This window comes from uncultured Pseudoalteromonas sp. (assembly GCF_963922945.1).
GTDB lineage: Bacteria > Pseudomonadota > Gammaproteobacteria > Enterobacterales > Alteromonadaceae > Pseudoalteromonas.
Genome location: NZ_CAWUKC010000013.1, coordinates 42189 through 57887, shown reverse-complemented (window position 1 = coordinate 57887; position 15699 = coordinate 42189). Strand labels below are relative to the sequence as shown.

Annotated in this window: 14 protein-coding genes; 9 read left to right on the top strand and 5 right to left on the bottom strand. The window is 39.7% G+C overall.

Features of this window, described 5'->3' with window-relative positions; all coding sequences use genetic code 11:
• The first annotated feature begins 376 nt into the window (after positions 1-376).
• Together AABI99_RS04950 and AABI99_RS04945 are read left to right on the top strand one after the other, a co-directional pair.
• Positions 377-1225 carry a hypothetical protein gene (locus AABI99_RS04950; protein WP_338363995.1) on the top strand — a complete coding sequence of 283 codons (849 nt, stop codon included), beginning with the start codon at positions 377-379 and terminating at the stop codon, positions 1223-1225.
• Positions 1226-1302: 77 nt separating this feature from the next.
• Positions 1303-2613: a hypothetical protein gene (locus AABI99_RS04945; RefSeq protein WP_338363993.1), complete on the top strand. Its 1311-nt coding sequence runs from the start codon at positions 1303-1305 to the stop codon at positions 2611-2613.
• 414 nt (positions 2614-3027) lie between these two features.
• Here AABI99_RS04945 and AABI99_RS04940 read toward each other — a convergent pair whose 3' ends face one another.
• Positions 3028-4404, bottom strand: coding sequence for an NAD-dependent succinate-semialdehyde dehydrogenase (locus tag AABI99_RS04940; protein WP_338363991.1), 1377 nt, complete (start codon positions 4402-4404; stop codon positions 3028-3030).
• A 196-nt stretch (positions 4405-4600) separates the two neighbouring features.
• Positions 4601-5122, bottom strand: coding sequence for an NUDIX hydrolase (locus tag AABI99_RS04935; protein WP_338363989.1), 522 nt, complete (start codon positions 5120-5122; stop codon positions 4601-4603).
• Between the two features lie 237 nt (positions 5123-5359).
• Here AABI99_RS04935 and AABI99_RS04930 point away from each other — a divergent pair, with 237 nt between their 5' ends.
• The 6 genes from AABI99_RS04930 (at position 5360) to AABI99_RS04905 (ending at position 11562) form a co-directional block, all read left to right on the top strand.
• Positions 5360-6700 carry a sigma-54 dependent transcriptional regulator gene (locus tag AABI99_RS04930; protein WP_338363987.1) on the top strand — a complete coding sequence of 447 codons (1341 nt, stop codon included), beginning with the start codon at positions 5360-5362 and terminating at the stop codon, positions 6698-6700.
• 10 nt (positions 6701-6710) lie between these two features.
• Entirely contained in the window at positions 6711-6926 is a 216-nt protein-coding gene (locus AABI99_RS04925; RefSeq protein WP_338363984.1) for a histidine kinase, read from the top strand.
• 27 nt (positions 6927-6953) lie between these two features.
• A complete protein-coding gene (locus tag AABI99_RS04920; protein WP_338363982.1) occupies positions 6954-8438 on the top strand; it encodes an ATP-binding protein in 1485 nt (494 codons plus the stop codon).
• Positions 8439-8900, top strand: a complete 462-nt coding sequence (locus tag AABI99_RS04915) for a response regulator (RefSeq protein WP_338363980.1) — start codon at positions 8439-8441, stop codon at positions 8898-8900. It abuts the gene before it with no gap.
• A gap of 61 nt (positions 8901-8961) precedes the next feature.
• Positions 8962-10932, top strand: coding sequence for a response regulator (locus AABI99_RS04910; RefSeq protein ID WP_338363999.1), 1971 nt, complete (start codon positions 8962-8964; stop codon positions 10930-10932).
• A 15-nt stretch (positions 10933-10947) separates the two neighbouring features.
• Positions 10948-11562, top strand: a complete 615-nt coding sequence (locus AABI99_RS04905) for a fumarylacetoacetate hydrolase family protein (RefSeq protein WP_338363978.1) — start codon at positions 10948-10950, stop codon at positions 11560-11562.
• Here AABI99_RS04905 and AABI99_RS04900 read toward each other — a convergent pair.
• The 3 genes from AABI99_RS04900 to AABI99_RS04890 form a co-directional block, all read right to left on the bottom strand.
• On the bottom strand, positions 11519-12442 hold the full coding sequence (locus tag AABI99_RS04900) for an ABC transporter substrate-binding protein (RefSeq protein WP_338363976.1): 924 nt from the start codon (positions 12440-12442) through the stop codon (positions 11519-11521). The two genes, AABI99_RS04905 and AABI99_RS04900, sit on opposite strands and share 44 nt — an antisense overlap.
• Before the next feature lie 108 nt (positions 12443-12550).
• Entirely contained in the window at positions 12551-13603 is a 1053-nt protein-coding gene (locus tag AABI99_RS04895; RefSeq protein ID WP_338363974.1) for an aldo/keto reductase, read from the bottom strand.
• Between the two features lie 58 nt (positions 13604-13661).
• Positions 13662-14084, bottom strand: a complete 423-nt coding sequence (locus AABI99_RS04890) for a thioesterase family protein (RefSeq protein ID WP_338363972.1) — start codon at positions 14082-14084, stop codon at positions 13662-13664.
• Between the two features lie 464 nt (positions 14085-14548).
• Between AABI99_RS04890 and dinB the strand changes: the two genes are divergently transcribed.
• Entirely contained in the window at positions 14549-15601 is a 1053-nt protein-coding gene (dinB, locus tag AABI99_RS04885) for a DNA polymerase IV (protein WP_338363970.1), read from the top strand.
• Positions 15602-15699: the final 98 nt, after the last annotated feature.

The window sequence follows — 15699 nt, the reverse complement described above, 5'->3', positions numbered from 1 at the left end:
AGTCGCATTTGTGCTAAAACCAGCCATTCCGGTATAACTCGTTTCTGCCCCAAAATGAGTTAACGTAATTACTCTATAGGTCACCTTTGAGCTATCAGATACAGTGATTCACCTATTGATATTGCACTAACTTTTATGTTGGTGATGACATAAATAACAGTATTAATATACAGTTTTGTTGTTGTGCTCCCATATTCAATAAAATGAGCGACTAGCGTATTTTCTTTTTCTGAATACCTTTAGTGTCAATAAAAATATTATATTTGGCAATGCATTACGTTATTTGTTAAAAATAGATTTATTAATACATGCGCGTAACATCGGCAGAAAGATGCGCGACGAGCGCACTATAAAATTGTTAGCTTTACGAGGGAATATGGAAGTTATAAATAAGATTCTGGATGATTACACAGATTACTGCCATCAAAAACTTACCGAAGAATTCGGAACATATAGCCTTGGTAAATATGACCCTATTTATTTGTATCAGAGATATAAATGCAGAATTATTGACAAGAAGCCAAGAATCGCTATTGAGGCAAGTGATTTGGTAGTCCCGCAAATTTACCAGTCTGCTTATCAAGAAATTATCAGTGACATTGAAAATGGTAATGATCTAAAAAAATACCAAAGTAGGAATTTAAAAAAGCTAGATTACGATGATGACATGTTATCTCATTGGGGAATTCAACACTTTCATCTAGGGCAAACTATAGAAAATGATGGTTATGTTAAAAGATCGGGAGACTTACTGTTTATACATTTCTCTGGAACTAATGCGCGCATCCTAGGTTTCTTTAACCATGGGGCGTGGGTTGATTTAGACATCATCGAAATTCTCCACGAGAACTGGCCTCAAGAATTAGCTGTTTTTAAATCTAGAAGCAGTGCTGCCCCTCTGACTGAGTTAGAATATAAAACGTTAAGAAAGAAACATGCTAATGCGAACGTAACAGTAAAAGATGGAACTGAATACCTTTGTCCCGGCATGGGTGTGACTGCAAATGGCGCACCTATATTCGCAGTATTGAATTCGGACAAGGTAATTTTCATGTTTAACAGGGCATTTGAATTGATACGTGTAAATATTGCATTGATACTTGAATCAGACCCAGAAAAACGAACGAGTGAGACCATAACAATTGGTATGGAGATCATTGATTCAACGCGTTCGGTTGCGTATCACATCAAGGAAACAGGTTTTAAATTCACGCTGACAAGCTAACAAAGCATTGCAGCGGACAAGCCGCTGAATGCGGCGTTAGCAGTACATTAAATTATTGGTGTTCAATGGTAAAATATATGCAAGAATTTTCATTAGAAAAAATATCTGAATCAATACATTATGGAAAAACAAAACGGTATTTTGAAGAGGTTTTGTCCTCATATCACAATAAAAATTATCGCTCATCGGTCGTTATGCTATGGTCTGTTGCTGTCTGTGACATTGTTTATAAATTACAAAGCCTAATTGATTTGTACGATGATACTTCTGCTAAAGAGATTTTAAGAGATCTTACCGCAATACAACAGGCTGACTCCAAATCTGCTGCTTGGGAAGTTAAGTTGATCGATGATGTATTTGGAAAGACTAACCTATTAGATTCATCAGAGTATGAAAATCTTAGGTATCTTCAAAAACAACGCCATTTATCTGCTCACCCTGTATTGAATGCAGATCGTGAATTACACTCACCCAACAAAGAAACTGTTAGATCACTGCTTCGAAATACTTTAGAAGACCTATTAATTAAACCGCCTTTCTATACTCAGCATATTCTAAAAGAGATTTTATCTGATTTAGAAGAATCGGCATCAGTATTAAATAATAGAGCTAAAGTAAAAAAGTATGTAGAAAGTCGTTATTTTAGTAGAACTACTGTCCCTGTTGAACTAAACCTTATTCGTTCGTTTTGGAAGTTTGTATTTAAATTAGAGAATGAAGACTGTGAAAAGAACCGAAAAATAAATTTACATTTATTGGAAGTACTTGCGGCAAGAAATTCAAGAGAGCTAGTCAGCTTGATTTCAGGTGATAAAGACTATTTTAGTAATATTTCTGCTGTAGGTATGCCAATCCTTTTCTTGGTTTTTTTCCTCTCTAAGTACCCAGATTTGTATGAGCACTTAAATGAAGATGCTGTATTGAAAATAAAGCATTGTATTATTAATGACGATATGGGAAAAACCATTGGATGGTTTGAAAAGGAAAGCCTAGAAAAACACGCTGAAGATATCCTCACATGGATTGTAAGTGATGAACACCCTCATTTTAGTTCAGAGCAGTTTGATCTTCTATTAGGGATGAGCGACTCAGAAGAATGGCAAAACAAATTTTGCGAATTAGTATCTTCATATTACGGAGCCAGCCTTAGTTATGATCAAGCAGACTCTAGGTTTCAATTAACAATTCCACCATATATTGAACTTTTTAATAAAAAGTCACTTATTTATTTAGCACAAAAGATCGAAAGAAATGGGCAATGCCATGATCGAAATCGAGCTAGGAGAGATTATGTCATTATTAAGAAAAGAATTGACGAAGTGTTCGGCAATGAATTTGATTACTCAGAATATACTTGGTTTAGCCGTAAATTAGATTTAGGCGACTAGTACTGCTGACAAGTCATTGAAGCAGGAAAATTTACAGTTGGCTGTTTTCACTGCGTTCAACATTTTAGCCAACTATAAATTCCCTCTTAATGAGGTGTTAATGAATAAATACTCTAACGTGTTTTTGTCCACAAACGAGTTTACTGACCGTTTTCTCATCATTTTTACCTGCCTAGCCGCCTGAACTCTAAGCTTAGTATCAGTTTCTACATATCAATTGACAGCTTTGTTTTAATTTTCTCACTGTGTTTATGGCTTTAAATACACGTATTGTATAGATCTATTCGTGCATAAAACCATGCAGATTCGCTCACAAAAAAGCCTAAAAGTGATTGCTCACCTTTAGGCTTAATACTGTTTTTAAAACACGTATAAATATCCTTTTAATACGTGTATTTAAAGTGGGTTGCTAAATTAGCTATTGATCATAATACATTTGATATTCACAAATTCGCGCATACCAAAGCCGCCGTGCTCTCGGCCGTAGCCACTTTCTTTAACACCACCAAACGGTAGGTTGGGTTGGGCAAGGCCGTAACCGTTAATATTGACCATACCGGTGTCAAAGTGCTTTTTAGCCAGTTCAATGGCTTTTTTCTCATCTTTAGAGAAAATACCACCGCCTAAACCATAGCGAGAGTCGTTGGCGATGCGCATGGCATCGTCGTTGTCTTTTGCTTTAATGAGTGAGGCTACTGGGCCAAATAATTCGTCATCGTATGCTGGCATGCCCGGCGATAAATTATCAAGAATAGTCGGTGGGTAGTAGTAACCTGTTTGCGAAGGTACTTCGCCGCCTGTGACTACATTTGCACCGGCTTTAACAGATTGCATTACTTGGTCGTGAATTTTATCGCGTAAATCTTCACGCGCCATTGGGCCTAGATCTGTATCTTCGGCCATTGGGTCGCCCATTTTTAATGCTTCAAATTGTGCTTTAATTTTTTCTTTAAAGTCATCATAAAGTGATTCTACAACCACAAAGCGTTTTGCCGACACACAGGTTTCGCCGTTGTTGATCATTCGCCCTGTCACACAGGTTTTAACAGCAAGGTCTAAATCGGCATCATCAAGGACTAAGTAGGCATCGTTGCTGCCAAGCTCAAGCACTGTTTTTTTAACGTATTTACCGGCTTCTTCAGCTACTTTTTTACCGGTAGCGTCACTGCCTGTAAAGGTTACGCCGCTGATTGCTTTGTGTGAAATAAGTGCGCTGGCAGTTTTGCCATCAATAAGTAAGTTGCTAAAGCAATATTCAGGGAAACCCGCTTGTTTAAATAGGGTATCGATTTTTTCTGCCATGCCAAATACATTACCGGCATGCTTAAGTACCGTGGTGTTACCGGCCATAATGTTAGCGGCACTGTAACGAATTACTTGGTAAAGCGGGAAGTTCCAAGGCTGAATACCTAATAAAACGCCCGTAGGTTGATAGCTAACAATAGCGCGGCCGCCATCCATATCGCGCTCTTCATCGGCAAGTACTTGTGGGCCGTTTTCGGCTGTGTAACGACAAATACCAGCGCACAGCTCAATTTCTTGAAAACCTTGCTCGTACACTTTACCCATTTCTTCGGTCATGAGCTTAGCAATGGCTTCTTTTTGCTCTTCGAATAAAGAGGCTAGTTTGTTTAAGTGCTTAGCGCGTTCGGTAAACGAGGTTTGGCGCCATTTTAAATATGTTTCGTGAGATTTTTCGACTACTTGCTCGGCTTCTTCTTGAGAAAGCAGCGTGTAGGTATCAATGGTTTGCTCAGTTGCGGGATTAATCGTTTTAACTGTGTTACTCATTTTTATCTCCTTACAAATTAGTTATTGGTAAGGGTGCAAACACAAAGCCAATTTTTAAGTTAAATGAGGGTTTTGTATAAGGTTATGAAATTATTGAGTTTTAAGTTTATTTGAAAATACATCACAAAATTATAAATATGCTTAAGCAGTAAAAAATACTGCTTTATGCAAATTTTACAGCGTACGCAAAGGTGCGTTATTTACTAAAGAGTTGCTGCGCGATTTGTTTTAGTAGGTAGGTTTCACGAATGATAGACAGCCCCTGTTTTTCGCTCAGGCTCATGGTGCGCTCATTATGAGCGATGGCCTCGTGTATATCTACCCATTTGGGTGTCATGCCGTTTTGTTGCTCGTAATGTTCAAGCTGTGCTTTGCCAAGCTCTTTATCTGTATCACATAAATAGCAATACGACTGTATATGTATAATATCAAAGTCGTCTTTGTACCAAGGGCGGTACTCTTCGTATAAGCCAAAGGGTTCAATAACTTGTATATTTTGCGCGCCTGTTTCTTCGCTAAGTTCTCTTATTAACCCCTGCTCTAGGGTTTCACCTTCATCTATGCCGCCGCCAGGTAAACTGTAGTCTTCGTAGCGCTGGGTATACATTAATAAAATATGTGCATTTTTAATCACAATGGCGCGGCCTGTGCGGCGGGTAAATTGAGTGCCTTGGTTTAAATTTATACCAGGATGAACCATGGTTTTTAATAATTGCATTTCGTCTCCTTTATAAAAACAAAATTATTTTAGCAGGTATACTTGGCAGGTAATAAAAATAATTCTAATTATTTAAACCAATTGTGATCGATGTAGCTTAAGTTTGCGTACATATTTAGTTATTAAAATTAAACGTTACAAGACTCAATAGTTTAATCACATTCTAGAGATTCTAGCAGACCCTTTCATTTACAAAATTGGGTGCGTAGAATAAGAAAAAAAGCATAGGGATTTATCATGTTAAACATACTTTTAGTCGACGATGACGTTGAATTTAGTGATGTTGTTTGTCACATTGTCGAATTCCTCGGACACAATATTTGCACTGCAACGAGCTTAAAAGAAGCACACCAATGGTTTGAAAATAATACCTTTGATCATGTGTTGCTCGATTTTATGCTGCCAGATGGCAGCGGTCTTCATTTACTCGATCATTTAAAAATGATTGGGCAGTCTCCAAAAGTAACGCTTATTTCAGGCCATCCTTCAGTAAAAGGGATCTTGGCAGACATGTGTGAGCAAGATGTGGGGCATTTATTAAAACCATTGCAACGCGAAGACCTAGAGCTGGTACTAAACGGCCCTAAAAAAACGGTTAAAAAAGCAAAAGCACCCACCATAACACGCCATTTTAATAGCTTAATTGGTGAATCAGAGCCAATGCAAAAGCTTTACACCATGATTGAGCGCGTAGCAAAAACCAATGCGAACGTTATGCTAATGGGTGAAAGCGGTGCAGGTAAAGAAGTGGTTGCTCAAGCTATTCATAATGCAAGCCAATGCGAAGGCCCTTTAGTGGCAAGCAACTGTGGTGCGCTTTCTAAAGAGCTAATTGGTAGTGAGCTTTTTGGCCATGAAAAAGGGGCATTTACAGGCGCCATAGCCCGTAAAGAAGGGGTGTTTGAGCAGGCCGATGGCGGTACGTTATTTTTAGATGAAGTAACCGAAATGCCAATTGATATGCAGCCAAACTTATTGCGTGTACTTGAAACTAAAAAAGTAACGCGAGTAGGTGGCAACCGCGAACTGCCTATAAACTGCCGCGTTATTTCTGCTACTAACCGTACGTTAACCGATCTTGCGCAAAATAATGTGATTCGTGAAGATATTTACTTCAGGCTGGCGGTTTTTCCTATTGATATACCCGCGCTACGAGAGCGAAAAGAAGATATCCCATTGCTGGCTAAAGCTTTTTTAGAGCAGCTTAATGACGAAAATGGCACGTCGTTTTATTGGCATAAAGAGCAGCTTAAAGAGCTACAGCAATATGAATGGCCAGGCAATGTGCGTGAGCTTCGCCACGCGATTCATCGCGCCTTTATTATGAGTGACCCGCAAACAAGTGAAATTACATTACCAGATAACTTAGAGTCGCCATTTTCACGTGTTAACGCACAAGTAGAAGACAACCAAGTCTCTGCTGGGCAAACCATTGAAGAAGTTGAAAAAGAGTTAATTCACGCCACCTTAGATAAAGTGCAAGGCAATAAAACGCTGGCTGCACAAATGTTAGGGATCAGTACAAAAACATTGTATAACCGATTAAACGCATACGGCGGAATTGGAGAGTATAAATAAAGGAACCATTATGAGTAATGAGCAAGTGGCTAACACACTAGGTAAATTGGTACACGATGCGCGAGCACCACTGAATAGAATCTCTATGAATGCGGAGCTAATTAAGCTGGTATTAGAAAACGATATGCCAAAGGAAAAGGCGTTAGCTGCACTCGATAAAATAATTTCAAACTGTCAGCAATGTAGCGAAAGTTTGCAAAACATTACTGATTTTAATAACAAGTAGTCATTTAAAATTAGGTATATACACATAATGAGTAAGCAAAAGCAGCAAGGTAAAACGAATATAACGTGGGCCGCTTTTATCGCAATAGTACTGTGTACTATTGTTGGCAATGCTTTTTTAGCATTAAGTACTATACAAGGATTAACGCAAACGCAAAAAAGCTTGGATAATACTAGCTTGTTAACCGAGGCTATTGAGAGTCTTCACTTATCTATTGTGCAGGCAGAGTCTGGCCAGCGCGGTTACTTACTCACCGAAGAGGAAGACTATTTAACGCCCTATTACGATGCAATAGGGCAAATAGAATCGCAAATGGAGCATGTAAAGTCTCTACACTCTGAAATTGACGGCCAAGCTGAGCGAATTGCACAGCTGCTTGTATTAACCGAAGCAAAAATTAAAGAGCTTAAACAAACGGTTAAGCTGGCTACTAATGATAAAGAGCGCCGCGCGTTATATGTACTAAATACGCACAGAGGGCGAGAGCTGTACAAAGATATTCGCGTTAAAGTTAATGATATTCAAGACCGAGAATTACTGTTTAAGGTGAGTCATTTTTCTAAGCTGGCACAAATAAAAAATGAGGCAAAAATCACGTTTGCTATCACAGCGGTTACTAGTGCAATCTTGATCATTGGAATGTTTTTATTAACACGACTTAATTTAAGAAACGCAGCAAGGTACCGTGCTGATCTTGAAAAGCAAAACGAAACATTGGCCTCTAAAGTATCCGAGCGCACCCAAGAACTGACCTTATATTCAGATGAGCTGAGCCGCTCAAACCGCGAGCTTGAAGAGTTTGCGTTTGTAGCAAGCCACGACTTACAAGAACCACTTCGAAAAATTCAAGCATTTAGTGACCGCCTAGAAACCATGTTTAAAGATGAACTAGGCGAGAAAGGCATAGATTACATAGGCCGCATGAAAAACGCCGCGCAACGTATGTCTAACCTTATTAACGATTTGCTAGAGTTTTCGCGGGTAACAACGCGAGGCAAAGACTTTGATGACACTGACTTAAAAGGCGTAGTTAACGACATTTTAAGTGATTTAGAAGTGGCCATTAAAGAAAGTGATGCAAAAGTAGATGTGGACGAACTACCGGTTATTCAAGCCGATAAAAGCCAAATGCAGCAGTTGTTTTTAAACTTATTGTCTAACGCGGTTAAGTTTAGAAAACCAGGCGTTGAGCCACACATAAGCGTAATGTATGAGCACAAAGACGAATTTAGTGAAGAGCATAACGAAAAAGTGGGTTGGCAAATTATTACCATAAAAGATAATGGTATTGGTTTCTCACAAGAGTATGCTGATAAAATATTTGTACCATTTCAGCGCCTGCATGGGCGTTCGGAATATAAAGGCACAGGGATTGGGCTTTCAGTTTGTAGGCGTATCGTTGAGCGGCATGGTGGGATAATTACCGCTCATAGTAAAGACGGTGAAGGGGCAACCTTCATAATAAAATTACCTGTGGAAACAACGCTTTTCACACTTCAAGGAGAGGCTTAGATGCCGTATTCAAAAGTGAAACCTATTACAATATTAATGGCAGATGATGACGAGGATGATCGCTTACTCACACAAGATGCGCTAGCCGAAAGCCGTGTATTAAACGAGCTGCATTTTGTGGAAGATGGCGTTGAGTTGCTTGAGTACTTAGAGCGTAGGGGTAAGTTTGAAGATAAAAACTCGTCGCCACGCCCTGGCTTAATATTACTTGATTTAAATATGCCGCGAATGGATGGCCGTGAAGCACTTGAGGCTATTAAGTCAAACCCAAACCTCAAAGGTATACCGGTTGTTATTTTAACCACCTCTAAACAAGAAGAAGACATGGTTAAAGGCTACAACTTAGGCGCGGCCTCTTATATTACTAAACCGGTAACGTTTGACGGCTTAGTAGATTTAATGAAAACTTTAGGAAAGTACTGGGTAGAATTTGTAGAACTGCCGACAACGTTTAACGACTAAATAATAAGCAACAATAAGCCCCGAAATAGGGGCTTATTAAATGCAATTAAAAGGAGGCTGCATGTTAGATAAAGTGACTCGGTTACTTTTAGTAGAAGATGATGAAGATGATTATATTCTCACTCGTGACTACTTAGAACAGCTAGATTCACACACATTTGACATAGAATGGATAAGCTCACCCGAGCAAGCAATCAATAAATTAAGTAAAAATGATCACGATATTTGCTTGCTTGATTACCGATTAGGCGCCTCAAATGGACTAAGCGTATTAAAAAAGGCCATTGCTAATGGGTTTAGCGGGCCAATTATTATGCTTACGGGGCAATCTAATGATGAACTAGACTCTGCAGCACTGGATGCCGGCGCGGTAGATTACCTTATAAAAACAGAAATGAGTTCGAGCCGCTTTGCCCGCGCTATACGTTATGCCTTAGCACGTAAAGATGTTGAAGGCGAGCGAGTGGAGCGTTTAAAAGCCGAAGCAGAGAACCGCTCAAAAGACAGGTTTTTAGCCCACTTAAGCCACGAATTACGTACCCCGCTTTCATCTATATTAGGTTACACAGAGTTACTACTACAAAGTGATTTTAGCAAACAGGCCGAAAATGAATTAGGGGTTATTTACCGAAACGGTAAGCATTTGCTAAGCTTGTTAAATGACGTGCTCGATTTATCTAAAATAGCTGCCGATAAATTAGAGCTCACCTTAAGTGAAGTAAACTTAGATAGCATGCTGGCTGATGTTTACACTTTAATGCGCGTATCTGTGCTTGATAAAGGCTTAAACCTTCGCTTTGAGTCTCTACAGCCTTTACCACTTATTGTGAGAGTAGATGCCACCCGCGTTCGCCAAATACTCATTAACTTAATCAATAATGCGGTTAAATTTACCGAAAAGGGCGAAATAGTGGTTAGTGCCTGGACTGAGTGGGTTGAAGGCCAAGAAATGCTATTTTTTAGTATTAAAGACTCAGGCATGGGGATTGCTCCCGAAAAACAAGCACTTATTTTTAAACCTTTTGAACAAATAGCCGACGTTGAATCGCGCTCTGTTGGCGGAGCGGGATTAGGCCTTGCTATTTGTGCTGAGTTATTAACGCGCATGCACGGCAGTATTGATTTAACCTCAAAAATTGGCGAAGGCTCTACGTTTACTATTTCGGTGTACCCAGGCGATATTAGTGAAGTAGAACGCCAAGTATTAAACTTTAGCAGTGCCTCACAATTACAAGCAAAATCAGCGCCATGCAAAGTCACCGGCCGCGTATTAGTGGTTGATGATTTGCGCGATTTACGCATGCTAGTAGGTCATATGATCAGTACCTGTGGCGCACGCGTGGACTACGCCGAACATGGCCAGCAAGCGCTTGAAAAAGTAAGAATTGCCGAGGCGTATCGCTCACCTTACGACATTATTTTTATTGATATACATATGCCTGTAATGGGCGGTAAAGAAGCCACAATAGAGCTTAGAAAAATGGGTTACACAGGCCCTATTATTGCCTTGACTGCTGCAACTATGAAAGGCATACATGAAGAACTGGCCGCCCTTGGGTTTAATGATGTAATACCAAAACCGGTTGATAGCTCTTCTTTGTACCAATGCTTACAAGATTACTTAGTTTCGCCAGAGCATGCGCCTCAAGCTAAAAATATTCACAGTGATAAAGTAATAAAAGAGAAAAAACAGCGCTTTTTATTGGTAGAGGACGATCAGGACGCGGCACAAATTACGCAACTATTGCTTGAGAGTTTAGGTGTAGAAACGGTGATTGCTTCAACGTGTGCGCAATGTTTACAAATCCTTAATCATGACCAACAATTTAATAAGGTATTGCTTGATATGCACTTACCTGACGGGCGTGGGGTTGATTTAGGTAAGCAAATTAACCAGCGTTACCCTAACTTAAACTTAGTGATTGTTAGTGGTGCAGAGCCAGACCCTAAGCAGATCAAAGATTTAAATATCAATCATGTACTTTTGAAGCCGATTAACCTGAGCTTATTAGAAACCTTGATCAGCTCGTAATTAAGAAGTTACTTTATGCAGTCGATAAAACTAGAAAGTGAGTTATTAACCCCCTCTAAAATAGTATGCGTTGGGCGTAATTATACCGCACATATTGCTGAGCTCAATAATGAGCTCCCCGATCAAATGGTATTGTTTAATAAACCGAACAGTGCGCTTTCGTCTACCTTATTTGCTATGCACAATAACGACACACTGCATTATGAAACAGAGCTGTGTTTTGTTATTAAAAATAATGAGTTGGCAGGCGTCGGTTTAGGGCTGGATTTAACTAAACGCACAGTACAAAGCAAACTTAAAAATAAAGGCTTACCGTGGGAGCGCGCTAAGGCATTTAACGGCTCGGTATTATTAACGCCTTTTGTAACTATAACGGATGCTGAGCAGGCGTTTACGTTCGAGCTTAAAATTAACGATAAAGTTATTCAACAAGGCGATACGCAATTTATGATACATAAGCCTAAGGATATTTTAAGTGAAATTAATGAGTTCATGCACTTAGAAAATGGCGATGTAATTATGACAGGGACACCTGCAGGCGTAGGAGAGGTGCCCGCAGGTAGTAAATTTACACTCAGCTTGTATGCTAATTCGATGTGCTTGTTATCGCAGAGTTGGCAGGCGCAATAGAGCTAAGTATTTGTTGTTGGTAATGCTTAGTAAACTGAGGAAAGCTCTGCTCTAACCAAAAACGCTGGCTATTTATATAAGCCGGCGATTGCAATACCTGCTTATGTAGTGCTTTATTTATTTTATTAAGCGCTTTGCTTGCAAAATCATTCGGTGCTCTTACCGCACAGCCTATAGCCCCTAAAACAAACTCTCTGGGGTCTTCATCTATTGGCAAACTGACTATATTTTTAAACTTACTATGGTTAACAAAATAATCCCCCATAAACGGGTAGTCTATTGTGTAATCTAAAAAGCCACGGCTCAAGCGAGCAATAACAGCTTGGCTTTCATTTTCGCTACTCCAGCTTAGCGATGCTTTATTATACACCGTGGTGTTTTCGATTATTTTATTAATTTCTGAAGTAAACTTGCGCGCCGCGGCTTGACCATATACATATTGCTCGTCTGATAGTAAATGAATAAGTTTAATAGGATTACCATGCTTAGCTTGTATTTTAGGGGCAAGTGCTTGCGTGGTTAGTACCGAAAAAGGCGGGTACACCGTAGTAGGACTAGAAAACTGCAATACGCCATTGGCTGTTTTTTTGTGAATAACACACGGAAAGCATACATTATCACCTTCATTTAAGTGCTTATTAATCCGCTCTTGCGGCACGATTAATCGAGTGTGTTTGACATCATCAATGCTCTGAATAAGCTGCTCGGTGAGGTTATCGCAAATTCCCCCTTGCGGCGCATGTGAGTCTTTATCTACATGAAATGGTGGGGTGTAACTTTGTAACCATACTATTTCTTTAACTGGCTGCGTATCATCGGCGTAAGCATAACGCACAACAGCACCCAATAAACCAAGAAGTAAAATCACATTTTTAAGCATAACTCTCTAAAAATAATCCATTAAAGTTAAATTTAGTATAGTTTTACTTTGTATATGTTCAAATGTATGAGGGAAAAAGGCAGTAAAAAAACTGCCTATTATTTCACTTTAATATGGCTGCGGGTAATCTTTAAAAATAGTGCCAATTTCAGCAAGTGTGTTGTCGCTTAGAGTTATGCTAAATGCCTCTATATCTTCTTTTAGCTGCGCCATGGTGGTAGCACCAATAATTGACGAGGTAACGCCATCGACTTGATTACACCAAGCAAGTGCCAATTGAGCTGGAGTTATGCCGCTTGCATGCGCAAGATCTACATAACGCTGAGTGGCTTTTTGCGCGTTAGGGGTGTCTCTAAAAATGCCATTGCGCTGCATAAATGTCCAGCGCGAGCCCGCTGGGCGTGCGCCGTTTAGGTATTTACCCGTTAGCAGGCCAGCAGCAAGCGGTGACCAAGGTAAATAAGCAATGTCTTCATGAATACATTGCTCAATTAAGTAGGGCCAATCTTTAGCGTGGGCTAAGCTAAACTCATTTTGAATAGACACCATACGCGGTAAGTTATGCGCTTTTGCTAAATTTAAAAATTGGCTAATGCCCCAAGGGGTGTCATCTGAAAGGCCACAATATTTTATTTTTCCGGCTTTAACGCATTCATTAAGGCCCTCTAAAATATCAAGCATACCAGCTTGCTGCTGCTCAGTATCTACGTCACTAAAAGTGAGTTTACCAGGCCACTGCCTGCCAAAATGTGGAGTGGAGCGATTTGGCCAATGCAATTGATATAAATCTATGTAGTCGGTTTGTAAGCGTTTAAGCGAGTTATCTACGGCCTCAATGACAGCGCTGCGTGTTATGTCGCCGCCATCTCGTACCCACGACAAGCCATTGCCTGCAATTTTACTCGCTAATACAATATCACCACGCTTTTGCGCATTGCGACTAAGCCAGTTACCAATTATTTGCTCTGTTTTACCGTAGGTTTCTTGAGAGGGCGGTACGGCATACATTTCGGCGGTATCAATAAAGTTGACGCCTTGAGCCAAGGCATACGCTATTTGTTCATCTGCGTCTTGCTGGTTATTTTGTTTACCCCAAGTCATGCTGCCTAAGCATACTCTTGAAACGTCAACACCGCTGCTGCCTAACGGACTATATTGCATTTAATATCCTTAAATTATATGAGATCTTGAGAGTGGCTAATTAAGCAATAACATTCAATCAAGCAAACTGCTTTAATGCCGATAACAAAGGCTCTGTAATCGTTGCTTTTTGCCCTGTTTTAAAGTCAAACATAACAACTTGAGAATAGCCTGTGGTAGTTATAGCTTGTTGAGCATGACTAAATACAGAGTAATTCATCATAAAACGATCGCTTTTTATATCTGAAATAGTCACACCTACGGTTAAAGTATCCGGAAAAGTCACCGGGCGTTTGTAGCGTATATTATTTTCGCTAATGACAGGACCTACTGCGCCCGGTTTTATTGCATCAAACTGGTTTATTTTATTTAAAAAGTCGATGCGCGCAATTTCAAAATAACGCAAGTACACTACGTTATTAACGTGTTGTAGGGCGTCCATGTCGGCCCAAGCGACTGTGATGTCAGTATGAATAGGGTGTTGCTCTTTGAACCTTTGCATGTATGTGTACTCTTAGTTTTAAATGACTGAGGTTATCAATATGGTGTTTGTACCTCAAGACAATATATACCCTGTTTTTTTATAAGATGATTGTACCTATTTATTTTTAGGGCTACAGTTAAATAACACAGCCAACATACACGAGAACACACATGCAAAATATAATTAATTGGGCTTTAGCCAGTTTAGTTTTTATAGCGTCTTTTGCTTGCTATGCAATGGGTAATGCCTCAGGTGGCATACTGCTTTTAGCCGCTGGGTTTTTATTGGAGTTTGCTTTTTGGCTACATTGCTTTAAAAAAGAAAAGTGCTTTAAGTTACCATTTTAAACGATAGCTTTAGGTTAGCAGAAATAGGCTCAGTCTATGTACGCGTAGCCTAAAGTTAAGCACCCTTTAATGAGCTTGCTTAATGAGGATGAATCCTTAATAATAACTGTATAAATAAACAGTTTTTATGTGGAAATGAAAAAATTTATTCATATCGACATGGACTGCTTTTACGCAGCGGTCGAAATGCGCGATAACCCCGCACTTGCCAGCATCCCTTTAGCGATTGGTGGTAACAGCCGCAGAGGTGTGCTATCTACAGCAAACTATATTGCGCGGGAGTATGGCGTTCGCTCTGCTATGTCGAACTACCATGCTAAACAGCTGTGCCCCGATTTAGTGATTGTGCCTGGGCGTATGGCTGTTTATAAAGAAATTTCTAACCAAATACGCGCGGTATTTAAACGTTACACCGATTTAATAGAGCCGCTGTCGCTAGATGAAGCCTACCTTGATGTAACCAACAGCACCGCCTGTAAAGGCAGCGCAACGCTTATTGCCCAGCAAATTAGGGCTGATATTTACAACGATACCGGCCTTACAGCCTCGGCTGGTGTGGCACCGATTAAATTTATTGCCAAAATAGCCAGTGATGAAAACAAACCTAACGGGCAATTTGTTGTTTTACCGGATGACGTAGACGCTTTTTTAAATAATTTACCCTTAGGTAAAATACCCGGTGTGGGTAAAGTAACCCTTGAAAAACTTAATTTAAAAGGGTTATACACAGGTAAAGATGTACGCGACAAAGGCGTTAATTGGATGCAGCAGCATGTAGGGAACTTTGGTGTATCGCTTTACCAAAAATGTGCTGGTGAATACATTGGTGAAGTAACCACACAGCGAGTGCGTAAATCGCTTAGCGTTGAGCACACTTATGAATATAACAAAAATAGCTTACAAGAATGTCTCGATCAGTTACCAAAATTACTGGAAGAGCTCACCACGCGCCTAAATAAACAGCAACTACAAAACCGTATTAATAAGTTAAGTGTAAAAGTAAAGTTTGCAAACTTTGTAGTGACCTCTGCAGATCAAGCGCATCATCAGTTAAATACCGCTATTTTTACTGAATTACTTTCAAAAGCGTATCAACGTGGTATGCAGCAACCGGTGCGCTTATTAGGTATTGGGGTTGGCGTAAAAAATGAACCTAATTTAAATCTGCAATTGAGTATTCTCGATTAGAGTTTACTTTTACTGTAACACCAAGTTGCCAGATTAAAATGAGCCCATCGCAGCTGGCTGGTTTTGTGTTTTTATATCAACGATAATAGCCCCTTATG

What these genes read in the sequence shown, in the direction of transcription:
- AABI99_RS04940 (WP_338363991.1), bottom strand. Translation starts at nt 4,404, where the DNA reads ATGAGTAACACAGTTAAAACGATTAATCCCGCAACTGAGCAAACCATT.
- AABI99_RS04915 (WP_338363980.1), top strand. Translation starts at nt 8,439, where the DNA reads ATGCCGTATTCAAAAGTGAAACCTATTACAATATTAATGGCAGATGAT.
- AABI99_RS04895 (WP_338363974.1), bottom strand. Translation starts at nt 13,603, where the DNA reads ATGCAATATAGTCCGTTAGGCAGCAGCGGTGTTGACGTTTCAAGAGTA.
- AABI99_RS04910 (WP_338363999.1), top strand. Translation starts at nt 8,962, where the DNA reads ATGTTAGATAAAGTGACTCGGTTACTTTTAGTAGAAGATGATGAAGAT.
- AABI99_RS04890 (WP_338363972.1), bottom strand. Translation starts at nt 14,084, where the DNA reads ATGCAAAGGTTCAAAGAGCAACACCCTATTCATACTGACATCACAGTC.
- AABI99_RS04945 (WP_338363993.1), top strand. Translation starts at nt 1,303, where the DNA reads ATGCAAGAATTTTCATTAGAAAAAATATCTGAATCAATACATTATGGA.
- AABI99_RS04905 (WP_338363978.1), top strand. Translation starts at nt 10,948, where the DNA reads ATGCAGTCGATAAAACTAGAAAGTGAGTTATTAACCCCCTCTAAAATA.
- AABI99_RS04930 (WP_338363987.1), top strand. Translation starts at nt 5,360, where the DNA reads ATGTTAAACATACTTTTAGTCGACGATGACGTTGAATTTAGTGATGTT.
- AABI99_RS04935 (WP_338363989.1), bottom strand. Translation starts at nt 5,122, where the DNA reads ATGCAATTATTAAAAACCATGGTTCATCCTGGTATAAATTTAAACCAA.
- AABI99_RS04950 (WP_338363995.1), top strand. Translation starts at nt 377, where the DNA reads ATGGAAGTTATAAATAAGATTCTGGATGATTACACAGATTACTGCCAT.
- AABI99_RS04920 (WP_338363982.1), top strand. Translation starts at nt 6,954, where the DNA reads ATGAGTAAGCAAAAGCAGCAAGGTAAAACGAATATAACGTGGGCCGCT.
- AABI99_RS04925 (WP_338363984.1), top strand. Translation starts at nt 6,711, where the DNA reads ATGAGTAATGAGCAAGTGGCTAACACACTAGGTAAATTGGTACACGAT.
- dinB (WP_338363970.1), top strand. Translation starts at nt 14,549, where the DNA reads ATGAAAAAATTTATTCATATCGACATGGACTGCTTTTACGCAGCGGTC.
- AABI99_RS04900 (WP_338363976.1), bottom strand. Translation starts at nt 12,442, where the DNA reads ATGCTTAAAAATGTGATTTTACTTCTTGGTTTATTGGGTGCTGTTGTG.